20 protein-coding genes are annotated in these 21,987 nt (G+C 67.1%); 8 read left to right on the plus strand and 12 right to left on the minus strand.

The features are described from left to right. Positions 1–210: 210 nt before the first annotated feature. Complete coding sequence (locus tag MKK67_RS21810) at positions 211–1,650, minus strand: carotenoid oxygenase family protein (protein WP_243969351.1); 1,440 nt, start codon at positions 1,648–1,650, stop codon at positions 211–213. Positions 1,651–1,712: 62 nt separating this feature from the next. Next, a complete protein-coding gene (locus MKK67_RS21815; protein WP_243969353.1) occupies positions 1,713–2,348 on the minus strand; it encodes an NAD(P)-dependent oxidoreductase in 636 nt (211 codons plus the stop codon). Between the two features lie 168 nt (positions 2,349–2,516). Here MKK67_RS21815 and MKK67_RS21820 point away from each other — a divergent pair, with 168 nt between their 5' ends. Next, positions 2,517–3,119 (plus strand): SOUL family heme-binding protein, encoded by a 603-nt coding sequence (locus MKK67_RS21820; RefSeq protein ID WP_243969355.1) that lies wholly within the window; start codon positions 2,517–2,519, stop codon positions 3,117–3,119. 395 nt (positions 3,120–3,514) lie between these two features. On the opposite strand, the gene MKK67_RS21825 is transcribed toward MKK67_RS21820, so the two are convergent. The 3 genes from MKK67_RS21825 to MKK67_RS21835 form a co-directional block, all read right to left on the minus strand. Beyond that, positions 3,515–3,721: a hypothetical protein gene (locus MKK67_RS21825; protein WP_243969358.1), complete on the minus strand. Its 207-nt coding sequence runs from the start codon at positions 3,719–3,721 to the stop codon at positions 3,515–3,517. Then, a complete protein-coding gene (locus MKK67_RS21830; RefSeq protein WP_243969360.1) occupies positions 3,718–7,881 on the minus strand; it encodes a peptidoglycan-binding protein in 4,164 nt (1,387 codons plus the stop codon). Before MKK67_RS21830 ends, MKK67_RS21825 begins: the two co-directional genes overlap by 4 nt. Before the next feature lie 656 nt (positions 7,882–8,537). Then, positions 8,538–9,131: a cupin domain-containing protein gene (locus tag MKK67_RS21835; protein ID WP_243969714.1), complete on the minus strand. Its 594-nt coding sequence runs from the start codon at positions 9,129–9,131 to the stop codon at positions 8,538–8,540. A 173-nt stretch (positions 9,132–9,304) separates the two neighbouring features. Here MKK67_RS21835 and MKK67_RS21840 point away from each other — a divergent pair, with 173 nt between their 5' ends. From MKK67_RS21840 to MKK67_RS21855, 4 genes are read left to right on the plus strand one after another with little or no spacing between them, the layout of a single operon-like run. After that, positions 9,305–10,072, plus strand: coding sequence for an ABC transporter substrate-binding protein (locus MKK67_RS21840; RefSeq protein WP_243969361.1), 768 nt, complete (start codon positions 9,305–9,307; stop codon positions 10,070–10,072). A 5-nt stretch (positions 10,073–10,077) separates the two neighbouring features. Then, positions 10,078–10,731 carry an amino acid ABC transporter permease gene (locus MKK67_RS21845; protein ID WP_243969363.1) on the plus strand — a complete coding sequence of 218 codons (654 nt, stop codon included), beginning with the start codon at positions 10,078–10,080 and terminating at the stop codon, positions 10,729–10,731. Then, positions 10,728–11,459 (plus strand): amino acid ABC transporter ATP-binding protein, encoded by a 732-nt coding sequence (locus MKK67_RS21850; RefSeq protein WP_243969365.1) that lies wholly within the window; start codon positions 10,728–10,730, stop codon positions 11,457–11,459. The genes MKK67_RS21845 and MKK67_RS21850 overlap by 4 nt, the downstream gene beginning before the upstream one ends. 8 nt (positions 11,460–11,467) lie before the next feature. Further along, complete coding sequence (locus MKK67_RS21855; RefSeq protein ID WP_243969367.1) at positions 11,468–12,757, plus strand: NAD(P)/FAD-dependent oxidoreductase; 1,290 nt, start codon at positions 11,468–11,470, stop codon at positions 12,755–12,757. A gap of 693 nt (positions 12,758–13,450) precedes the next feature. On the opposite strand, the gene MKK67_RS21860 is transcribed toward MKK67_RS21855, so the two are convergent. The 7 genes from MKK67_RS21860 to MKK67_RS21885 form a co-directional block, all read right to left on the minus strand. Next, entirely contained in the window at positions 13,451–14,734 is a 1,284-nt protein-coding gene (locus MKK67_RS21860; protein ID WP_313899037.1) for an HWE histidine kinase domain-containing protein, read from the minus strand. Next, on the minus strand, positions 14,735–15,049 hold the full coding sequence (locus tag MKK67_RS32805; protein WP_313899035.1) for a PAS domain-containing protein: 315 nt from the start codon (positions 15,047–15,049) through the stop codon (positions 14,735–14,737). 232 nt (positions 15,050–15,281) lie between these two features. After that, positions 15,282–15,527, minus strand: coding sequence for a hypothetical protein (locus tag MKK67_RS21865; protein WP_243969369.1), 246 nt, complete (start codon positions 15,525–15,527; stop codon positions 15,282–15,284). A 44-nt stretch (positions 15,528–15,571) separates the two neighbouring features. After that, positions 15,572–16,153, minus strand: coding sequence for a hypothetical protein (locus MKK67_RS21870; protein WP_243969371.1), 582 nt, complete (start codon positions 16,151–16,153; stop codon positions 15,572–15,574). A 52-nt stretch (positions 16,154–16,205) separates the two neighbouring features. Next, entirely contained in the window at positions 16,206–17,087 is an 882-nt protein-coding gene (locus tag MKK67_RS21875; protein ID WP_243969373.1) for a PRC-barrel domain-containing protein, read from the minus strand. A gap of 40 nt (positions 17,088–17,127) precedes the next feature. After that, positions 17,128–17,778, minus strand: coding sequence for a BON domain-containing protein (locus MKK67_RS21880; protein WP_243969375.1), 651 nt, complete (start codon positions 17,776–17,778; stop codon positions 17,128–17,130). 254 nt (positions 17,779–18,032) lie between these two features. Continuing rightward, positions 18,033–18,962, minus strand: coding sequence for a LysR family transcriptional regulator (locus MKK67_RS21885; protein ID WP_243969377.1), 930 nt, complete (start codon positions 18,960–18,962; stop codon positions 18,033–18,035). A 158-nt stretch (positions 18,963–19,120) separates the two neighbouring features. On the opposite strand from MKK67_RS21885, the gene MKK67_RS21890 reads away from it, so the two are divergent. The 3 genes from MKK67_RS21890 to MKK67_RS21900 all read left to right on the plus strand — a co-directional run bounded on the left by MKK67_RS21890 (position 19,121) and on the right by MKK67_RS21900 (position 21,947). Continuing rightward, positions 19,121–19,687, plus strand: a complete 567-nt coding sequence (locus tag MKK67_RS21890; RefSeq protein WP_243969379.1) for an OsmC family protein — start codon at positions 19,121–19,123, stop codon at positions 19,685–19,687. A 484-nt stretch (positions 19,688–20,171) separates the two neighbouring features. Further along, entirely contained in the window at positions 20,172–20,756 is a 585-nt protein-coding gene (locus MKK67_RS21895) for a helix-turn-helix domain-containing protein (RefSeq protein WP_243969381.1), read from the plus strand. Between the two features lie 543 nt (positions 20,757–21,299). Then, positions 21,300–21,947, plus strand: a complete 648-nt coding sequence (locus MKK67_RS21900) for a BON domain-containing protein (RefSeq protein ID WP_243969384.1) — start codon at positions 21,300–21,302, stop codon at positions 21,945–21,947. Positions 21,948–21,987 lie beyond the last annotated feature (40 nt).

The following is a 21,987-nucleotide window of genomic DNA, read 5'->3' on the forward strand; positions in this document are numbered from 1 at the left end:
CATCGGAAGGGCGCGAAGGGAATGCTTCGCGCCCTTTGCCATTTTTTGTCGCTGACAACACAGAATCGCATATCAAATTGTCTGCATTCGCAGTCGATCACATGCGCCACTCGGATGCTTCATGGGAGCGCTGTTTGACGCCCGCAGGCATATGGCCAAAAATCGGTCTGCAGACGCTGTCCGAGCAGGCCATGGCGCAGCCAGATGCCTTCACCGTCCCAGAATGTCATTCGGAAACCAGTTCCCGTGGAAGCCCGGCGGGATCCGGTGCCCGAGATGGACCGTGGCGACGGGCGGCGCCTCGAACGCGCGCGCGTCGAGGATGGTGAAGTCCGTCGTGTCGCGCGCCGTGTCGATGACGAGCCCGACGAGCCACCCTTCGTCCTCGCCGGCCTCCGGTCGCGCCGGTACGAACACGAACTCCCCCGGGACGCGGTCGGCGCCGAAGTCGTGTACGCGCCGCTCCCCTGTCGCCAGGTCGTGCTTGTAGATCTGCCTCGCGCCGACGAGTTGTGTGTTGCCGTCGGCGGGGACCGAGACCGTGTAGGGGTAACGGTGGGGCCGCCCGAAGCGGCGCTCGTCGATCCGGGGAAACTCCTGCGCCGTGGGGTCGATCACCCGCCGGTCGACGGTCCCCGTCTTGGGGTCGGCGGTCCAGCGCTCCAGCCGGCCCGGTGCGTCGAGGCCGCCGTCGGCCGAGGCGAACACCGTCTCGTAGGCGACCACGTCGAGGACCACCCGCCCGTGCGCGTCGTCGTAGGCGTTGGCGACGTGGAAGACGAAGCACGGCTCGACTGCGCACCACACGATGTCGGCGGCCGTACCGTGCCTGGGCAGCAGGCCGACGCGGGCGCGGTGGGCGGGGTTCCAGCGGAACGGGAAGCGGTGGCCGGCTAGCACCGCCCGCATCGAGAAGGTGAGGGGAAGGTCCAGCGTCACCGCGAAGCGCGCCGTGATCGCGCAGTCGTGGATGCAGGGGCCGTGCTCGACGCAAATCGGCACGTCGCGCACGACCCGGCCCGCGGGCGAGACGACGACGTGGCGCACGCGGTCCCAGACGCGGCCGTCGTAGGCGATGGCATGTGTCTCACCGGTCTCCGGGTCGCGATGCGGGTGCCCGGTGAAGGAGCCGGCGAGCGTGCCGTCGAACGGATCGTAGCGCTGCGTTTCCAGGTCCTCGGACAGCGCGACGGGGTAGCTGCCAGCCTCGACCACGGCGAAGGCGCGGCCGCCGATCGCGACGACGTTGGTGTTGACGGTGTCGTCGCCTCGGCGCGGCCCCGGGGCGGCAGGCCGGCCGAGCGCCGCGGACGCCGCGCGCGACCCGATCCAGCGGTTGCGGTACCACAGCGCCCTGCCGCCTTCGATGCAGAGACCGTGCACCATGCCGTCGCCCAGGAACCAGTCGTGGCCGCGCGTCGTCGGGCGGGCAGGGTTGGCCCCCATCTTGAGGTAGCGCCCGTCGAGCCCCGCCGGGATCGTCCCGGTCACGGACAGGTCCCGCAGGGTCAGCTCCTCGCGCATCGGCGCGTGGACGCCGACCGCGAAGGGGTGCTGCGTCCCCGGCAGGCGTCGCCGGTTGCAGGCCGCCACCAGGGCAACGAGGCCCTCGGCGGCGGTGCGCAGGATCGACTCGACAGGGTTCGGCATCGGTGGTGGTCTCGGGGCGGTGCGGGAGGAGCGAGGGCCATCATGACGCGGGGCGCTCCCCGTCACCGGACGAGGACGACGGCCCTGCCTGCGTGGGACGGCTCGGCGATCTGGCCGACGATGTATCCCGCCACGTCTGCCCGGGCGATCAGGCCGTTGCGCCACGTCGACGGCTCGGTCATCGCCCGGTAGCGGCCCATGGCGGCGCCGCTCGTCAGGATACCGGGCCGCACCAGCGTCCAGGCGAGGCGGCTGCGGCGGATGCGCATCTCCTGAGCGTCCTTGTCGTCGTAGGCGCGCCCGAGCATCAGGCGGAACGGCAGCCGCTGCAGTGGGCCGATCGCGTCGCGGCTGTCCCCCGCTCCGAAGCCGGTCACCGCGATGAGCCGATCCACCCCGGCCCGCTCCATCGCGGGCACGAGCAGGTTTGTGGCATCCGAGAACAGGCGTACGGGACCGAGGAGGTCCCGCGTCGGCACGCCGAGCGCCTGCACCACCACGTCGACCCCGTCGAGGGCGCGACCGACGTCGCCGGCGTTCAGCGCGTCGCCCGTGAACCGCTCTAATCCATCGCCTGGCAGGTCGATGCCGGCGGCCGAGCGGGCGAAGGCACGGACCCGGTGCCCCGCCGCGAGGGCCGCCTTGGCCGTCTCCAGGCCGACGCCCTTGCTGGCGCCCAGGACGAGGACATGGGCCATGCGAACTTCCTCACCGTCGCGGATCTGCACACAAGACCCGACCGCGGGCTCGCGCGCCATGTGTCCGCTTGACCGCGGCCGCCCGGGACACCGCGTGGCGTGGCGGGCGGGAACGGTACGCGGCCGTGGGCCTTGAGCAGGCGGACTCGCCCGCCTGGACCCGCGACAATGGACACGTTCCTCTACTACGCGCTCACCCTGGTCGAATCGGTCCTCGGTGTCTTCGGGATCCGGGCGCTGTACGAGCAGCCGCGCTACGCCGTGGTCGAGCGGCTCGACCGCGGGGTCGAGGTCCGGGCCTACGACGCACGCCTCGCCGTAGAGACTAACGCCCAGGGACAAGGTGACGGCGAGGCGTTCGGTCGGCTGTTCCGATACATTGCCGGCGCGAACCGGGACGGTAGCCGCATCGCGATGACGGCGCCGGTGGAGGTCGGCAGGCGGCGCATCGCGATGACGGTGCCGGTCGAGCGGGGCGCGGTGGACACGATGAGGTTCTACCTGCCCCGCACGGTCGCTGCAGAGGGCGCGCCCGAGCCGACGGAAGCGGGGGTGCGCTTGGTCCACATCCCGGCCGAGCGGATGGCGGCGCTGCGCTTCTCGGGCGGCGCCACGCCCGAGGCGAGGACCGAGCAGGGGCGCATTCTTGGCGAGGTGCTGGCCACGTCTTGCAAAGCCACCGGTCCGGTCGTCTTCCTCGGCTACGATCCGCCGTTCGCGATCCCGATCCTGCGGCGCAACGAGGTCGCGGTGCGATTACCTCCCGACTGACCGTTAACCGCCCTGGTCTGCCGCGGCTCCAGCGAGTCTCAACTCGTAGGCTAAGTTCGGACGTACCGCTCCGCGCCCACTGTGGCCCTTCAGCCGGATCTGGCAGCATCCCAGAAGCGGGACGCTGCCTCAGCGGACGTTCCAGGTCTGGATCGCGCCACGAGCAGACATCAGCCCACCGTCCTACAGCGGACATTCAGTTTCTAGTTAGCATCCGTCCGGTGTCGACCCAACACAGTCGTTCACGTGCGGCCGTGCGGATCCCAAAAGCGGACGTATGCTCTTCTGCTACTATGGCAGAGACGAGGCTTAGACTGTCCTCCTGATCTGATCGACAACATCCGGCAACGCGATGTGATGGTTCGAGCCGGCCGGAATGCAATCGATGCGGGGCGTCAGCGGCTGTACGACGGACGGCTCTCGATGTGTACGCGGATATCGGAAAGATCACGCTCGGAAGGGTTCTCGACCACCGCCTTGCGGATCACCGGAACCGCATTCTCGTGGTAGGCGAGACTGACATGTTCGGTGACCGAAAAGGTAATCCTGATGACGTCCTGCTTCCCCGGAACCGTGGCAGGCACGTCGATCTCGGCGGTCATGGTACAATCCAACGGCTGGTGAAATACTCGTTTTGCTTGTACCGGGCGAGCTTGGTTCCGACTTCGTCACAAAGTTCTCCGAACGCGTCACGCGTCACGTTGAACTCCGCGTCATTGATATAGCCCGTTACGTAACAGACATCCTGATACTCGCCCTTGATGCGATTTCGCATCTTGATGCGGGTGGTCACAAGGGCTGTTTCGAGGGGGCGGTTTTTGTAGAGCGCCGTGCCGTAGTCGAGCACGTGGGTTTCCAGAGACATGAACTCCCAGCGATCGTTGCGCTGTTCCCGGTAATGCTCCGCGAGCTTCGGATAGAGCTGGCTAAAGCTGACGGTCTGCACACCGGTGGCGAAGGCACGGGCATCGTCACCGAGTGTCTGCTCGAAGAACCGAGCTCGCTCGCCGTACTGCGCGCGCAGCGCCTGTTCCTGCGCGGCACGGCGAACGCCTTCTTCGTTCGCCTTGATCTGATCGAGTTTCCTGCGGTCGTCGAGCTCGCGCTGCCGCTTGAACTGCTGCTCGGCGCTGCGCGTCTTGTCCTGCTCGATCGAGTCCCGGGTCTGTGCGACCTCCGCCGCTTCGATCCAGAGCGGGAGGTAGCGATGGATGATCCCATCCCGGTTCATGGCTTCGTCGAGTGCGGCGAGATCGGCGGCAGCGGCGTAGACCGCGCCGCACTCGCTCCTTTTCACCGCGATGAATGCGCCATCGGCCGACGTCGCTGTGGCCACGGGCTGACCCGGCAGTTCGTCGGTGATCCGGTCATTCAGGCGGGTCAGGATCGCCGCGTGGACTTCGGCATCCGCCGACGGCACCCGGCATAGTACGCTCGAACCGTTGGGTACGACGACGAGGCCGAAGCCGTCTGCAGTCTTACTACGAACCTTGGCCTCGACCTCGTTCGCCTTGGCCGCTTCGGCCTGCTTGACCGCCGCTAAAGCGCTCGCGTCTATCACGTTGAGGCGCGCGAACAGGTTGCCGTTGACGGCATCCACCAAGCTGATCACCCGGTTGACGGGCTCACGCAGAAGGCGTTCTCGTTCGGCGAAGATGAGATCTTGGCTAACGAGATCGTTCGCGCCGCATGATGCGAGTGGCAGGTCAAGCTTGGCTCCCAGTGCAGCGCTGCGGTCGCGGATCTGACGGTTCATGAACACGTCAGAGAGCGGGGCGTGATACAGGCAGGCGGCGGCGCGCCCATCCTCGAATACCAACTCGCCGCGCAGGTTGCGGACGACCGATGGGGCCTTGCCGCTGTCGTTATACAGGATGATCAGGTCGCCGCGGTCACCATCCATAAGGAAACGGCTTTTCGTCGTGACTGCCCGGGCGAGCCGTGCTGCCTCGTCGATGCGGATGCGCTTCCCAGCATAGGCGTCCGCCAGCTCCCCAAGCCGGGTATCGGAAGTCTCGGGCGCGATGCTCGCGACCTCGGCGACGAAGCCGCTGAGGAACGTCTGAAGATCCTGCGGGATGCCACCCTTGAGGGTCGATTCGGCCTCGGCCTGATCACGCTTGAGGCGGTCGACGAGCGCAATCCGGCTACGCGCGGCTGCATCACGCTCGCGCCGACGCTCGTCCTGCTCGCGATCGCGCTGCTTCGTAGCCTGCTGCTCCGTCAACACTGCTTGCGCCTTGCCGACTGTTTCGGGCGTGATCCAGATCGGCAGATAGCGGAATGTGATCCCGTCGCGGGTAAGACCCTTCACCAGCGTAGCTAAGTCCTTGGCAGTGCCATAGGCAGCCCCGCACTGCCCGCGCTTGATCGACAGAAAGGCTCCCTCAGCGTTCGCGGTCACCGTTGTCGTCACACCGCGCAATTCCGCTCTCAGCAATGCCTCGTAGGGCTGCAAAAGCTGATCGTGGAGAATCTTTTCTCCGGTCGCGATCCGGCAGATCGTACGGGACCCGGGGCCAAAAGCGAGGACGGCCAAGCCATTCGAGATTCCGCGAGCGATTTCGCTCTCGGCCTCGGCTGCTCGGATCCCTTCTGCCTGACGTGCGGCCTCGATGTCCGACTTCGGCACCGTGCCGCCGAGGGTGAATACGCCCGTGTCGACGGCCGAGGCGATGGTCTGGAACCCCCCAATGTGCGCGCGCAGAGCGCCGCGCTCGAAGACCACGAGATCGGCGCTCTGCTGCTGCGCGCCGCTGCATGGGGGCAGAGTCTCCTTGACCGGTGCACCGAGGCTGTGCGCCTTGGCGACCAACTGCTCCAGGGCGATGCGGTCGCTCGGCGCTTCGGGCACCGCGCAGGCGACAGTGCGCTCGGGGTCGAACACGAGGTTGCCGTCGAGACCGCGCACGACGGCGACCGCGCGGGGCGAGCTATTGTAGAGCAGCAGCAGATCGCCGGGGTCGCCTTCTACGAGGAAGCGGTTCTTGTCGGTGACAGCGCGCTGGATTGCCTCGGCCTCCCGCACCCTTGGCTCGATTTGGGAGAAGCGCTGCTGAAGCGCCTCGGCGGCCTTGGGCAAATCCTTTGGCGCAGCGCCGTCGAACTGCTGGACTAGCACGGCGAGCTCCGGCCGGAGGTCCTCTGGCACGGGGCCGGCCAGGAGGGCCTCGACGCGCTTGCGCTGCTCGTCGATCTGGCGCTGTGCCTGCAGGCGCGTGCCACGATCCCGCTCCTCGACACCGAGATCCGTGAGGTAGTTCTCGTAGCGCCGTGCGACGGCATCGATGCGCGCGGGGAGGCTTGGATCGGTGATGAGGGAGACGTTCGGCGCAGGGGTCGAACCGCGCCCAAGCTTGGCGGCGAGCCCATCGCCGAGAAAACCAGCGGCGTCCATGCCTTCGGCCTCGGCGAACGCCACGAGTGCTTTGCGTGTCACACCGCCGTAGACGCCGTCCGCGGTCGCGTCGGCGGGGAGATAGCCGGCGTTACGCAATGCCTCCTGAAGGCGAACATGATCTTCCAGCGACCGAGCAATCTCCTGTCGGGCCGAGGCCGGCCCTTCACGACCGACGCGGGCGGACCAAGCATCCCGCTGACGCTGGTAGGTTGCGGCGATACAGGGGATGGCCTTCCGAACTGCCGCCGTGATCTTGCCTATCTCCGGGATTCGACAGGACGCAAGCGTGCGCTTCACGAGGTCGTTCGAAGCCTCCTTGAGCTCGGCCGCGGCTTCCGGGTGAAGCTGACGGAGCGCGTAGAACGCCCGGGCCATGTCGAGATCGACGCGCCGCAGCCCGCCATCCTCGCAGATCAGCATGGGGAGGGGCGTATTCGCCCGCTCGCAGTCGAACGAGGGGCCGAGGTCGCGCGCCGGACCCACTGTCTTTGTCGGTGAGGCTGGCCGGGGTGGTTCGGAAACCGTAACGGCGTCCTTGCGCAGGTCGGCCAGACGCTTGCGCAGTCCATCGGCCACATCGGCCTTCGTGCGGGCTTCCGCCTGCGCACGCAGTCCGCTCATCCGATCGAGCGCGGCCATGCGCAGGGCTTCGGCCTGAGACAGCGCGCTTAACCCGCCGATCTCCCGATTGAGTGACTCGGTATCGGGCGCGGATGGTCCGGTGCGTGCACCGAGCTGCTGGTCGATGCGGCTCTGGATCCGGGCGATCTCGGACCGGACAACAGGGGATGGATCCCGCTGGTAGGCTGTCAGCGATCCCTTGAGCACCTGAAGCTGCTCGGCGCGTCCCTGCGCCTCCGCGCGGGCCCGGCGCGTCTCACGCGCCTCGCCAGTCTCGACATCGGCAACGATGATCCGGGTGCCCGAGAAATGAAGGTCGATCGCCTCCCGCGCTTCAACGGGTTGGACGTGGCCATCACCATTGCGGTAGGCGAACGTCTGGTTGCAGGTCGTCGTGATCGACCATCCGCTATCGTCCGACACCGTGCAGCTATAACCGCGCCGGAAGTTCGGTTCGGTAAAGCGTCGGCATTGAGCGAACACCGCGCTCAACCGTCCATCGTCCGGACCAATGCCGCGCTGGGTCAGACCGGCGATGTCAGCATTCTGGCGGGCAAGAGCTCGATCGAGACACGAGCGATCAGCACTTGGTAGTCGTGCCCAAGCCTCGCGTGCCGCTTGCGCTTGAGCGGCACCGATCAGGGTTCCGAAGATATCGATCGGCGAGATCTGCGCGCGGGCTTGGCCTGGAAAGGAGGCGGCTGCCGCCAGCAGAAACCCACACCATCTTCCCCGGGCCATGGCCGTACCCTGCAGCTTCGTTTTAAGTTTTGTCGCCGGTTCCGATTCCCTATTCAAGGCTGCAAAAGACACGCAGCGCGGGTTTGTGGTGCGATCGTAAACCGGTAAAGCACTTAGGTTGGCGCATCCAAGCCACACTTCTGGCAATGACCGGCGAAAGATTAAATGGCCGCACTGGTCGAAGCCTCAGGTTAGCCGAGCTTCGCTTCACAACGGTCCGGTGGACGAGAGTGTCCGCACGCTATCTGAGGCGGTCACAGGCATAACCCCGGATGGAGCAGCTCATCGATGGAGAGTATTCCGGCTCCTAAGCCTAGGCTGCGAGGTCCGCTTTCGACGATACAACGCCAAGAGCGGACTGGCGGCTTTCCACCCAACCCAGCCGTAGGCCGCACCTCTCGTCAGCCTGGAAGCGGACCTTCCCAGGGCTCACACTGGGCCGAAGGCGGCCACGGAACGTCACGGTGCGCCTGGTTGCGTAGCGTGCCCTTATGCGAATGTCGCGTTCAAGCGGGGAGGTCGACGCGGCTTGCGCTTTGAGTCCGGTCCTCACTTTCTCAAAACTTACTTCTGCGACGTCAGGATAGGGGCCGAGACCTTGACGGGTCGCGACGGCCTAGCGTGGCACGCGCTGACCGAGCTTCCGCCGCCAGAACTCATGGAGCGGCCGCTTGATCTATCCTCAATGCGTTGACCCACAGAACGACGGCCCGCGTCCGGCCGTCAGGATTGCTGAACCGGTGCGGCCGATGGCTGGCGAAGCGGAAGCTGTCGCCAGTTGCAAGCTCCAGCGTGCGGGCTTCGACGATCAGGGTCATGCGTCCCTCCAGCACCAAGCCGGCTTCCTCGCCATCGTGGCTGAACAGCTCCTCGCCGGTGCTGGCCTTCGGCTCGAGCACCATGTGGAACAGGCTGAGGCTCTGCGTTCCCCCCACGGGCGTCAGCAACTGCTTGGTGATTCCGGCGCGCCAGAGCTTGAGTTCGGCCCGGTCCCGCTCGAATACGACGATCGGGTCGGGGTCCTTCTCGGACGGGGCCGCCTCGAACAGGCCGCCGATCCCGGTCTGGAGGGTATCGGCGAGCAGCGCCAGGACACGCAGCGACGGCGAGGACAGGCCGCGCTCGACCTGACTGATGAAACCGATCGACAGCCCGGTGCTGGCCGCAACCTTCTCCAGGGACAGGTGCCGCTCCTGGCGCAGGGCGCGCAGCCGCTGGCCCACGGCCCGGTCCACCGGATCGGCGGGCATCGCTTCGACTTTGGGCCTGCTCACCGCAGCGTCATCCTGGAGACTCCGTAGCATCTTCATGCACGTGAAATCACCTTGCGTCGAGTTCAGAACCGTGCGGTAATCTTCACAGATATGAAAACGCAAGAGCGATAGCGCCGCGCCGCGCTATGCCAGTGTCGAGGATCCGCGCCATGAGACGCCTGCTTCCGAGCCTGGGCCTGAGCCTCGCCCTGTTGATCGCCGGCCCGGCCAGGGCCGAGCCGCCCCTGCGGGTCGGCGCGACGCCCACCGGCCTGCCGTTCACCTTTCTCGACACCAAGACCAACTCGATCCAGGGCGTCATGGTCGACCTTGTGAACGCGGTCGGCAAGGAGGCCGGCTTCGCCGTCGCGGTGGAACCGCTGCAATTCTCGACGCTGATCCCGGCGCTCACCGCCTCGAAGATCGACATCATCTCGGCGGCGATGTTCATCACGCCCCAGCGCAAGGAAGTCGTGGCCTTCTCGGCGCCGGTCTACAGCTACGGCGAGGGGCTGATCGTCCCGAAGGCCGACACGAAGGACTACACGTCCTTCTCCGACCTGAAGGGCGAGACCGTGGGCGCCCAGGTCGGCACCGCCTTCGTCGAGCCGCTGAAGAAATCCGGCCTGTTCGCCGAGGTGAAGATCTACGACGCGATCCCGGACATCATCCGCGACGTGAATTCCGGACGGCTGAAGGCCGGCTTCGCCGACGCCCCGATCCTGGCCTACTACGTCAAGCAGGGGATGTTTCCCGGCGTCCGGCTGGTCGAGACCCTCAAGCCGAGCGTCGTCGCCGCGGTGGGCATCAGCGTGCGCAAAGCCGACACCGCCCTGCTCGCCAAGATCGACGCCGCGCTCGCCAAGCTGAAGGCCGACGGAACCCTCGAGAAGATCCTGACGAAGTGGGGTCTGCCGCCCTCCGCCGACCGGTCCTGAGCTGCATGCGCGAGTTCCTTGCCGACGCGCAGGATTATCTGCCGATCCTGTTCCAGGGCGTGCAGCTCACGGTCCTGATCACCCTGGCTTCCCTGGTGGTCTCGACCGTGCTCGGCCTGTTCTGGGCGGTGCTGCGGGTCTCGGGCATCGCCGTGCTGGCCGGCTTCAGCGCGGTGATGATCAACATCCTGCGCGGTATCCCGATCATCGTGCAGCTGTTCTACATCTACTTCGTGCTGCCGGATTTCGGCCTGTCGCTTACTGCGGTCCAGGCGGCGATCATCGGGCTCGGCATCGCCTATTCGGCCTACCAGGCCGAGAACTTCCGGGCCGGCATCGAGGCGGTGGACCGTGGGCAGGTCGAGGCGGCGCTCTCGATCGGCATGGGCTGGTGGATGACCATGCGCCGGGTGATCCTGCCGCAAGCGGTCAAGATCGCGCTGCCGCCCTACGGCAACATCATGATCATGATGCTCAAGGATTCGTCGCAAGCCTCGACCATCACGGTCGCGGAACTGGCCCTGCAGGGCAAGCTCATCGCCTCCTCGACCTTCAAGAACTCCAGCGTCTACACGATGGTGGCGCTGATGTACCTGGCGCTGAGCCTGCCGCTGATCCTCCTGGTGCGCCACCTCGAAGCGAAGGGGCGCCACCGGTGATCGTCCTCCAGGATGTGCACAAGCATTACGGCTCACTGGAGGTGATCAAGGGCGTCTCGGCCGAGGTCACCAAGGGCGAGGTGGTCTGCATCATCGGGCCGTCAGGCTCCGGCAAGTCAACCCTGCTGCGCTGCATCAACGGGCTCGAAGCCTATGACGGCGGCGAGATCCGGGTCGACGGCCAGCGCGTCGACCGGGACAAGCGCAGCATCCAGACGGTCCGGACCCGCGTGTCCATGGTGTTCCAGCGCTTCAACCTGTTCGCCAACCGGACCGCGCTGGAGAACGTCGTCGAGGGGCCAATCCACGTGAAGCGGGAGCCCCGCGCCGAGGTCGAGGAGCGGGCGAGGGCCCTGCTCGCCCGGGTCGGCCTCGCCGGCAAGGAGCACGCCCGGCCCGACGCGCTGTCCGGCGGCCAGCAGCAGCGCGTCGCCATCGCCCGGGCCCTGGCCATGAGGCCCGAGGCGATCCTGTTCGACGAGCCGACCTCGGCGCTCGACCCCGAGCTGGTCGGCGACGTCCTGCGGGTGATGCGCGGGCTGGCGGACGAGGGCATGACCATGATCGTCGTGACCCACGAAATCGGGTTCGCCCGGGAGGTCGCCGACCGCGTGCTGTTCCTCGACGGCGGACGCCTGGTCGAGCAGGGCCCGGCCGCCGAGATCCTCAACCGTCCGCAACACCCGCGCACCCAGGACTTCCTGCAGCGCGTGCTGCATCCGCTCTAGGGATCACCGTGGCCGAACCGTTTCCCCTCGCGCCGTCGCTCTGGGCCACCACCGCGCCGCCCGGCCCCGAGACGCCGCAGCTGACCGACTCCGGGCAGGCGGACGTCGTGATCGTCGGAGGCGGCTTCTGCGGCCTCTCGACCGCCCTGCACCTGGCCGAGCGCGGGATCCGGCCGGTGGTGCTGGAGGCCCGCGAGGTCGGCTTCGGCGGCTCCGGGCGCAACGGCGGTCAGGTCATCCCGGGCCTGAAATACGATCCCGCCGACCTCGTCGCCAAGTTCGGGCGCGAACGCGGCGAGCGGCTCGCGCGCTTCGCCGGAAGTACCGCCGATACGGTCTTCGACCTGATCGCCAAGCACGCCATGGACGTGCCGCACCGGCGCGCGGGCTGGATCCAGGGCGCCCATACCGAGGCCGGGCTCGCCGAGGTCGCGCGCCGGGCGGAGCAATGGGCCGGCCTCGGTGCGCCGACCCAGGTCCTCGACAAGGCCGAGACCGATCGGCTGCTCGGGACGGAGCGATACCTCGGCGGCTGGCTCGACGGCCGCGGCGGTGCGGTCCAGCCGCTGAGTTACGCCCGCGGCCTCGCCCGTGCGGCGCTGAAGGCCGGCGCCGTCATCCACGGGGACAGCCCGGTGACCGGCCTGTCCCGCAACGGGTCGACCTGGACCGTCACCACCGCGCAGGGCGCGCGGCTCTCCAGCGAACGGGTCGTTCTGTGCACCAACGGCTATACGGACGGCCTATGGCCCGGGCTCGCGCAGACCGTGATCGCGGCCAATTCCTTTCAGGTCGCCACGAAACCGCTCTCGGACAACCTGCGCCGCTCGATCCTGCCGGAGGGGCAGGTTTCCTCGGACACGCGTAAGCTGCTGCTGTATTTCCGCCTCGACCATACCGGCCGCCTGCTGATGGGCGGCCGCGGCCCGTTCCGCGAGCCGCGCAGTCCCCGGGACTGGGCGCATCTCGAGCGCATCGTCGGCAAGCTATTCCCGCAGCTCGACGGGGTCGCGTTCGACCATCGCTGGTGCGGCCGCGTAGCGATCACGCAGGATTACCTGCCTCACCTCCACGAGCCCGCCCCCGGGCTCCTCATCGACATCGGCTGCCAAGGCCGCGGTGTCGGTCTGCAATCCACGATGGGACGGGTAATCGCCGATTACATCACGACGGGCGACACCGACCGCCTGCCGCTTCCGCTGACACCAGTCGCGCCGCTACCGATGCACGCGTTCCACCGCCTGTACGTCTCGGCGATCATCGCTTGGTACCGGCTCAGCGACGGCGGCATTCGCTGACCGACGACGCACTAGATTCAAACGCGTCGCCCCAAGAGGGGCAGCCGCATTCGCAAATACGTAAAGGGTGGCCATGCGCCTCGACGAGAACGGAGAGTCTGTTCGCTGTAGCAGGAGGCCCTTGGCCGATAATAATCGACTCCGGCAATTCAAGTAGGCCGCTAGTAATACAAGATTGAAAAAATTGATGTCACGCAAAACTGCCCAATAACTAAACTTTCTCCGATTTCCGCTTTCAGATTCAGCCGAAGGTCGTCAAATGGCCGAGAAGGGCGCAATGCCGAACGTCGGCTTTCGGGCAGCAACCCAATGGTGGCTCAAGACCCATTGCTGAAGGCCGGAAGGTCTGCTTCCAGGCAGTACGGTGGGCTGCCTTTGGCAGCTCCTGACCGATTGCAACCCATCCGCTTCGGAGGAGGTTCGCCAGTAAAGCGGAAGGCCTCCTACCGACCCAACTAAGGATACAGAGCCAGGGGGTCCGAGTTTTACCAGATGCCGTCGTCGGACCCTCTCAGGATCTCCTGCAGCCGTCTGTCCTGCGCCGTCAGCGCATCGATGGTCTCGCCGATGATCACGTCATATCCTTCCGGGGATGGAAGTGAAAATCCTCCGGTCGGGCCGCAAGCCCCGGCGCGGTCACGCCTTGCGCTGGATCAAAGATCGCTGCGGTCTTCGTCCCCCAGCCGGGTCGCGTCAGGCCCTCAACCCTGGGGCTGTCTCCGGGAGACGCGCCTCGGCGGTGAAGACGATGCCATCGGGGCGGTAGTCGATCTCCGCCCGACCTTCGAGCTCGTCCGCCAGGGCCCGCTCGATCATACGCGAGCCGAAGCCCCTTCGCGATGGCGGGCAGACCGGAGGCCCGTCGAACTCCTGCCAGGTCAGACGCAAGGTCCGGATAGGAGAGCCGGCAAGGACGTCCCAATCGAGCAGGATGCGTCCGACCTCGTTGGTCAGCGCGCCGTACTTCACGGCATTGGTCGCGAGCTCATGGAAGGCCATCGAGAAGGCCAGGGCCAGCCGCGGCGTCAGCATGACTTCCGGACCCCTGACCTTGATGCGCTCGTCGCCTTCGGCCCGAAACGGCGCCAGGGCCGTGGTCGCCACCTCGGTCAGCGTTGCCCCGTCCCAGCGCTCACGGGTAAGCACGTCGCTTGCCGCCGCCAGGGAGTGGATGCGGCCCTGGATGGCGTCCCGGGTCTCGGCGTGGGAAAGGTTGGCCCGGAGGGTCTGGACGACGATGGCCTGGACCGTGGCCAAAGTGTTCTTGACCCGATGGTTGAGTTCGTTGGCGAGCATCGCCCGATGCGCCTCCGCATGTTTGCGATCGGTCACGTCGAGGGCGATGCCCGCCAAGCGGAACGGTACCCCGTCATCGTCGTAGAAAGGCTTGCCGCGAAACTTGAGCCACCGGACATCGCCGGCGGGGGGCACAATGCGGTACTCGATGTCGTAGTCACCGTGTCCCGCGATGCAGGTGGCGACCGCATCGTCCCGCCTCGCACGGTCGTCCCCATGGATCAGGGCGTCGTAGGCCGCCAGGCTCAACGGGTCGCCCGGTTCAAGCCCGAGGGTGACCTTGAAGGTCTCGGATGCGGCGAACCGCATGTCGGAAAGGTTCAGGCTCCACGAGCCCAGCCGTCCGGCCTGCAGCACGAACCGCAGGCGCTCCTCGCTCTCCGATAGGTCGCGGGTCCGTCGCTCGACCTCCCGCTCCAACGCCGCGCGGTCGGTCTTCAGGTGGTCGAGCCGTGCCTTCTCCGACGTGGCATCAAACTGCGAGGCCACGAAGAACGCGAGATCGTCTCCCTGGAACACCGGGGAGACGAACAGCCTGTTCCAGAATACCCCACCGTCCTTGCGGCGGTTCAGCAACTGGACCTCGACCGGGACGCGCCCGGCTATCGCAGCCCGGAGGCGGTCGACCTCGTCGCGGTCCGTATCCGGCTCCTGGAGGAATCGGCAGTTCCGCCCGAGGATCTAATCGCGGGGGTAGCCGGTGAGCGCGCAGAACGCGTCGTTGGCAAAGACGATGGGATTGTCGCGCTGGAGCGGATCGGTGATGACCATCGCCATCTGCGAGGCCCGGACCGCCGCCGCGAACGGATCGGCGCCGTCGACCGTCCGCGCCAATTCGCCGACGATCCGGTCGTGCTCGCGATGCGCGCCCAGGCCCTGAGTGCCCGGTGCCCCCTCGATGGCATGGGAGCGGGATGCCTCGTACTCGAAGGTGGCGGGCCGACCTCTCGCGGGCGCGACGCCGGAAGGTGGGGGCACCCGCGTGTCCGTCCTCATCCGATCTCCGGCGGCGCGCCGCCGGGGATGCCGAGCGGCTCGCTCGAGGGTGGTATCTCATCAGGCCCATAATCCGGTACGCCGCGCGGCTCGGGAAGCGGGCTCTGGTCGGGACGTGGCGGATGCGCCGGAGACGGATCGGGAAAGGCGGGGTTCGGCAGCTCGGGAAAACTCGGGTTCGACATGGAGGATTCCTGATCGGCGGTGGCAGGGAGACGGATGGGTGGGACTGTCATCCCATGAAGTGCCAGGCCGCCTCGGCCCTGGCTCGCCCATCGGATGCGACCCCATCGGGGCGCAACCCGAGCTCGTCGATCCGGGCCTTCTCGGAGTGGTCGAGGGCGAGGTCCCGCTCCTTCGCGGCCGCTGCGTGCTCGCCGTTCGCAAGGTGCCTGGCGGACTGCCGGTAATGGGCGGCCGCCCGGTCGTGTTGGTGCGCGGCTTTCTCGCAGGTTTGCGCCATCCTGGTCATCGCCATCGCCATTCCCCCGATCTGCGCTCTGGAAGCCGCATCCGACCCGGTCAGCCGCGCGCCTGGCCCTGCGCCATGTCGCGGCCCCAGGTGGTCTTGGCGGCATCGCGCGCCGCGCGCGCGGCGTTCGACGCGGCCGCTGCAGCCTTGACGATGGACGCCCGCGCTCCGGACACAGCCTGCCGAACCGACGCCACGTTGGAACGGATCGACGCCTGAGCAGCATCCTGGGACTTCCGCATCGCAACCTGGGTCGCCTCGACCGATTTCCGCGCTGAATCCGCTGCCTTCCGCATCGAGGCGTTGGCCTTCACCCCCGCCGCGCGGTTAGCCTCGGTGATCTTGGTCTCGGCCCGCGTCGCTGCATCGGCGGCGTCGGTCGTAAGTCTTCCGATCATATCGGCGGATTGCTGCGGGGCGTCCCGCACCGCCTTCCGCGATGCCGTCATCGCCAGCCTGGCCGCCTCCTGCGCAGCGTCGGCCGCCTGGCTCGCCTCGCGTCCGGCCTCGCGCATCGTGGTCACCGCATCCCCGGCAGGAGCCATTGGCGCCTGTGCCTGGGCCGCCGTCACCATCGACAGCGCGAGGAAGGTCGTCGTCAGTACCGTCATCGTACGCATCGGAAACTCCAATCGTGTCGCTGGTCTCGGAAGGTTGTGGCCAGGAGGCCGGTCGATGCGAGGCTCAGTCCGTCCGCGGGGTCTTGGCGGCGGCGCTCCAGTAGGCGTCCGCCTTCGCGGTCTGCCGAGCGAACGGCTCCGCCTTCGTGAAGCGGCCCTCGACGATCCGCGGTGCCTGGTCCATGCCGTCCTTGGTGGTATCGAGGACGAGGATGTTCAGGTTCGGCGTGACCTTGAACTGGTCCCAAGGGACCGCGACGTGGCGCTCGCCGAGGCCGAAGAGGCCGCCGCGGGCGACGACGAGGTAAGCGATCTTACCGCCCTCGGGACCCATGACGATGTCGTCGACGCTGCCGAGCGCCGCGTTGCCGGGGGTGCGCACCTCGCTCCCGAGCAGATCGTCGGACCGGAACGCCGTCGTCCGAGACGCGACCGGCTTGGCGAGCGAGAGTTCCCGCTTGCGGAATCCCAGGGCGTTCGCGACCCGCAGGTCACGACCCTGCATGTCCGTCTTGTATGCGGCGTAGCTGGCCCGGATCTGGACCAGCACGTCCTCGCACGGCTGCTGCTTGCCATGGCGAGCCAGGATGTCGGCGCCGGCGAGCAGGACCCGAACCTCGTATCCGGGACGGGCGTTGGCGTAGCTCATCATCGCGGACGCGGCGCCCATCGCCATGCCGGCGTCGGACCCGAGGCTACCCGCCCAGTATCCGCCGAGCGGATAGCCGTAGCCGTAGCCCGATCCGCCCAACCAGTACCCGTCCTTCTCCATCTGTCCGTCGAAGGCCTTGAGGTGTTCCAGGCAGACCTGCGCCGGCCCGGCTTCGACGTCCGGGGCGGTCACGACCACCGGACCGGGCTCGGCGCCGCCGGCAGCGTGGAGCGGTGTCGTGAGGCTGAGAGCGGTGCAGGCCCCGAGCGTCAGGGAGCTGATGAAACGGCGCATGGGAAGTTCCCCGGCGGGAAAAGAGGGACAATGGCCCCTGTCAGGCGATGGCGAGGTCGTTCTCGACGATGGCTACCCCTGGGGAGCCCCAGGCCGTGACGGCGGCGAGATTGCGCGCGTGCTCGGTGTGGACGCTGCCGGTCAGCCGGACGCAGTCGCCATGCACGTCGACCCCGACGCGCTTGGGATCGAAGAACCACGAGCGCCCGAGCGTGCCCTTGATCCCCTCGGCGATGTCATGGGCGTTCGCGCGTGGCCTGATCGTGATCCGGTTCGAGAGCCCGACGACGCCGAGCAGCGACCGGACGTCGAGGGCGGCGGCGTCCTTCTGAAAGTTCCAGTCGACGGCCCCGTCGAGGCTGACCCAGCCGTCCTGGACCTGTACCGTGACCATGTCGGGGAGGATCGCCGCGTCCCAGTCCAGGCGGTTGACGACGGCCGCGGCGATGTCCTCGTCGCTGCGGCGATGCTCGAAGGGAAGCTCGACCGAGATCTCCACGGCGATAGCCTTGACCCCGTTCACGCGGCGGGCCGCGGCGTCGACGGCGTGCTTCTGGGCGAAGCTGGTCACGTGCCCTGTCACGGTCACGATGCCATCCTTCGACGTCACCCCGAGATCCGTTCCGGTCACGCTCGGATCCCAGGCCAGCTCAGCGAGCACGTCCCGGCTCAGTGCCCTGTCGTCGATCATGATGGCCTGCCTTCGTCGGTGCGGTCTCGGCGGCGGGTGAGCCGCCGTATCCGCTCGATGACAAGCTAGCGCCTTGCCACAGTACATTCGCGAAGCGAATTTGAGAATTAGCTATGCGAGGACGGATATCGGCAGGGCTTCACGAGTAAACGTCCAAGTTTGATCTGGATCAAACACGGTCTCACGTTCCGCTGATGGACCCAAAGCCATCCATGCGCAGTCCGCCGGGAAATCCCATGTCTTCGCGGAACGCCTCACACGCCGACGGCCCGAACGTCGCCATCGTTCGCCCCCGGGGGCTGAAGCACGTTGCCCAAAGACTGGATGCTCTCCGTGATGTGGGTCAGCACCGTCCTGATCCTCGGGGTGTCGCGATTGTCCTTGTGGACCAGCAGCAGGATGTCGGCATTGGGAGGTTCGGTCGGCACCTCCAATCTCGTGAGCCGGCGCTCCTCGTCGCCGCGGAAGCGTGCCAGGCATGCCAGGCCTCCGCCATTGGCGGCTGCGAGCACGGCGGCCTCGTGGCTGCTGGTCTGCAGGACGATGCGGGACCTGGGCGCCATCTCGGTCAGCCAGGCCGACTGCGTCATCTCCTGGCTGTCCTCCATCTGCGTGATGAGATGGTGGTCGGGGCAACCATCGTCGAAGTTGAGTGCGCCGCGCTCCGTGATGTAGTCCCGGGTCGCGTAGAGACCGAAGGCGATGCCGCCGATGCGCCGCACCACGAGGTCGTGCTGCTCGGGCTGCCGCATACGCACGGAGATGTCGGCCTCGCGCATCGCCAAGCTGAGTTCCCGCGGGTTCGGGATGAGCTCGATCATGATGTCGGGATGCTTGGCGTGCAGGCCGGCGAAGCTCGGTGCCAGCAGGTGCGCGGCCATGGTCTCGGCGCAGGTGACCCGCACCAGGCCGCGCAGGCGGGTGTCGCGCCCGGTGACGTCCCGTTCCAGGGCGAGGGCTTCGGCCTCCAGGCTTTCGGCCTTCCTGCGGACCTCCTCGCCCGCCAGGGTCGGCACGTATCCGTCGGGGGTCCGGTTCAGCAGGCGTACCGCGAGGGTCGCCTCCAGCGAGTTCAGGCGGCGTCCGACCGTCGATTGCGACACGTGGAGCACCTTGGCGGCGGCCGAGAGCGTGCCGTGCCGGGCGAGCGTCAGGAAGAATCTCAGATCATCCCAGTCCAGCATGCGGCCTCCGCGATCCGTTTTCGCATTCCTCCTCGTCAGCTTTGGTGGCCGACTTCAATGCCGAAGAGCTTATACTGGAACTCATGAAATAACCACGACGGAAATATTTTCGCCATCAAGGAATTTTGACGGCGGCCATCCCTGTAGAGGAGAAATCAATGGCATTGCCTCCCGTGAAACCCGACGTCGGAGCCGCGGTCCCCATCGACAAGCGCGAGCTTCAGACGGTGATCGATAAGGGCAAGGCCGACCCGACCGCCGTCCGGACCCTGAGGTGCCGAACCGTCGCGCAGGGGAGATTGAGCCAACTCAATTACATCCGGAACCTGCCGCCGCAGCCGGTGATGGAGGACGAGCCCGAGGGACTGCTCGGCGAGAGCACCGCGCCGAACGCTTCCGAGGCGCTGCTCGCGGCGTTGGGATCGTGCCTCTCCATTGGTATCCACGCCAACGCCCTCGGGCGGGGCATCCCGATCCGATCGCTGGAGCTGCACGTCGAGGCCGACATCAACATGACCTCGGTCTGGGGCAGCGGCGACCTGCACCCGAAGACCATCGGGTTCGAAAGCATCCGCGTCGCCGTGAGCATCGACGCGGATGCGTCCCGAAAGGTCCTTGCGGCGCTCATCAGGCACACGGTGCTGTGGTCGCCGGTGGCGAACACCCTTCACAATCCGGTCCACCTCGACGTCGCCCTCGCGCCTGCCGTGGCCGCGGCGGCCTGAACCGGATAGCCGCCGAAACGGCATTCGCGCGGATCTGCGTTCTAGATCCTCGATTTTGAACAGCCCCACCACTTTGCCTTCGCGTTGGGCCCTGGACGTCGAGATGATGCCACGGCCGGCTTGGCGGCCGGGGTCCTGCAACGCGTGTTCTGGCTCGATGCGGATAGGCGGGACGCGTTCGTCGAACGCGCACGCAACGAGGAGCGGGTGCGGGCGACCGAACGCTGGCGGGGTCGCTGAGGCGACGCATCCGGAAAAGCCAGACGACGAGGGGGTGACCCATGGGCCACCGCGAAAGGACGTTCCCCATCGAAAGGACAGACTCATGTCGATCCATTCGCTACCCGCCGGCCCGGCGATCAGGCCACCCTTTCACGTCCCGCCGTCGTATCCGGTCGGGGGCATCGGCAAGGTCCGTCTAATCAGCCTGGCGACGGCCCTGCCGCTGGCGGAACGGGACACGCTGGAGCCGTTGAGCCGCCGTGTGGCGCTCGACCAGAAGGAAACCCTGTACGGTCAGGACGAGCCCGCGGTATCCGTCTTCAACGTCAGCTCAGGCGCGCTTCGCCTGTATCGCATTCTCCCAGACGGGCGCCGGCAGGTCACCGGCTTCGCCTTCCCGGGCGATTTTCTCGGGTTGTCCCTGCTGGACCGCTTCACCGTGTCTGCGGACGCCCTCGGTCCGGTGACCGCATGCAGGTTCGAGCGGCTGGCTTTCATGGACCTGCTTCGCGGGCAACCCTGCCTGATGATGCACCTGCATGAGATTCTGGGACATGAGCTGTCCCGGGCCAAGGACATGATGATGTTGCTCGGGAGGCGGACCGCGGACGAGAGAATCGCGACGTTCCTGATGGGATTGCAGGAGCGATACGTCCGGATCGGACGATCCTCGGTCACCCTGGAGCTGCCGATGGGGCGTCTCGACATCGCCGACCATCTCGGCCTGACCATCGAGACCGTAAGCCGGACATTCTCCAGGCTGGACCGGGACCACTGCATCCTGATCGTCCCGGGCGGCGTACGCCTCGTGGACCACGACCGCCTCGCACGGATGTCGGCACACTGATCTTCCCCTGCGCTGTGCCTAAAGGCCCGGGGGGCGAACCGGTGGTCGCTTGATGTTCCGCCACCGGGACCTTGTGCCGGGTACACCGGGAGCCTGTACCGCTCCCGTGTCGACGGGGTCCGATGGGCGGATATCGCTGGGCACCACGTCCTCCGAAGGCGGCATGTTCGGGCCGCTGGACGTGGCTTGATCGCCCTCTCTGGGCGCCGCGTGGGACGTCGTCGCGACCAGAAGCGCCCCCAGGGCGGTTAGCATGGTCTTGCGTGTTCCTGACATCATCCGGGCCTCCTCATCCGGGGCGACGGTTTCGGCCGCCCCACGCGATGGCCAGCATGCGCGCGACGTCGCCAACGGACTTTGCGCTGGATCAAGGACGCGACGGGGCCAGGGAATAGGGTTCGCCCCATCGGCACAGACGAAACGAACCGCTGCCGGGACACCCATCGGCGGTCACCAACGCCGGAAGGCTTCGCTGTCTCGATCCGGCTCGCCGAGGCGACGGAGGCGGCCCGATGAATTCCCCGACGATCCAGGAAACGCACCATGACCATGGACAAGACCTTGCAGACGAACGTCCTCGCGGAACTCGGCTGGGAGCCGAGCGTCACCGCCGCCCATATCGGCGTCACCGCAAAGGACGGCATCGTGACCCTGACGGGGCACGTCCAGAACTACATGGAGAAGTACGCCGCCGAGAAGGCAGCCGGCCGCGTCAAGGGCGTCCGAGCGGTCGCCGAGGAAATCGAGGTCCGCCTTCCCGCGCACGCCCGAAAGAACGACGACGAGATCGCCGTGGCCGTGGTCCAGCGCCTGGACTGGAACGTCTCCGTCCCCGACGAGACGGTGAAGGTCACCGTCGAGAAGGGTTGGGTCACCCTGACCGGCCAAGTCGAGTGGCAGTTCCAGAAGGCCGCGGCCGAGCATGACATCCGCGGCATGCTCGGCGTCGTCGGCATCGCGAACAACCTCACGATCAAGCCGCGTCCGAACGCGTCCGACATCAGCGCCGACATCACGGATGCCCTGCATCGGAGCTGGTACGACCCGAAGACCATCAACGTCAGTGCGGTCGGCGGCGTCGTCCACCTGAGCGGCACGGTCCACACCTGGTACGACCGGCAGATGGCCGGATGGACCGCCTGGGGAGCCCCGGGCGCCACGACCGTCGACAACGACATCCGGGTCGTCTGAGAGCGCCTTAACCGCCCGACGTGCCGGGCGGTCCGACTGG

It is taken from the genome of Methylobacterium sp. J-072 (assembly GCF_022829425.1).
Classification (GTDB): domain Bacteria; phylum Pseudomonadota; class Alphaproteobacteria; order Rhizobiales; family Beijerinckiaceae; genus Methylobacterium.

Bases quoted from the DNA above. Each gene is read 5' to 3' on its own strand.
- MKK67_RS21810 (WP_243969351.1), bottom strand. From the start codon at position 1,650: ATGCCGAACCCTGTCGAGTCGATCCTGCGCACCGCCGCCGAGGGCCTC.
- MKK67_RS21815 (WP_243969353.1), bottom strand. From the start codon at position 2,348: ATGGCCCATGTCCTCGTCCTGGGCGCCAGCAAGGGCGTCGGCCTGGAG.
- MKK67_RS21820 (WP_243969355.1), top strand. From the start codon at position 2,517: ATGGACACGTTCCTCTACTACGCGCTCACCCTGGTCGAATCGGTCCTC.
- MKK67_RS21825 (WP_243969358.1), bottom strand. From the start codon at position 3,721: ATGACCGCCGAGATCGACGTGCCTGCCACGGTTCCGGGGAAGCAGGAC.
- MKK67_RS21830 (WP_243969360.1), bottom strand. From the start codon at position 7,881: ATGGCCCGGGGAAGATGGTGTGGGTTTCTGCTGGCGGCAGCCGCCTCC.
- MKK67_RS21835 (WP_243969714.1), bottom strand. From the start codon at position 9,131: ATGCCCGCCGATCCGGTGGACCGGGCCGTGGGCCAGCGGCTGCGCGCC.
- MKK67_RS21840 (WP_243969361.1), top strand. From the start codon at position 9,305: ATGAGACGCCTGCTTCCGAGCCTGGGCCTGAGCCTCGCCCTGTTGATC.
- MKK67_RS21845 (WP_243969363.1), top strand. From the start codon at position 10,078: ATGCGCGAGTTCCTTGCCGACGCGCAGGATTATCTGCCGATCCTGTTC.
- MKK67_RS32805 (WP_313899035.1), bottom strand. From the start codon at position 15,049: ATGAGGACGGACACGCGGGTGCCCCCACCTTCCGGCGTCGCGCCCGCG.
- MKK67_RS21865 (WP_243969369.1), bottom strand. From the start codon at position 15,527: ATGGCGATGACCAGGATGGCGCAAACCTGCGAGAAAGCCGCGCACCAA.
- MKK67_RS21875 (WP_243969373.1), bottom strand. From the start codon at position 17,087: ATGCGCCGTTTCATCAGCTCCCTGACGCTCGGGGCCTGCACCGCTCTC.
- MKK67_RS21880 (WP_243969375.1), bottom strand. From the start codon at position 17,778: ATGATCGACGACAGGGCACTGAGCCGGGACGTGCTCGCTGAGCTGGCC.
- MKK67_RS21885 (WP_243969377.1), bottom strand. From the start codon at position 18,962: ATGCTGGACTGGGATGATCTGAGATTCTTCCTGACGCTCGCCCGGCAC.
- MKK67_RS21890 (WP_243969379.1), top strand. From the start codon at position 19,121: ATGGCATTGCCTCCCGTGAAACCCGACGTCGGAGCCGCGGTCCCCATC.
- MKK67_RS21900 (WP_243969384.1), top strand. From the start codon at position 21,300: ATGACCATGGACAAGACCTTGCAGACGAACGTCCTCGCGGAACTCGGC.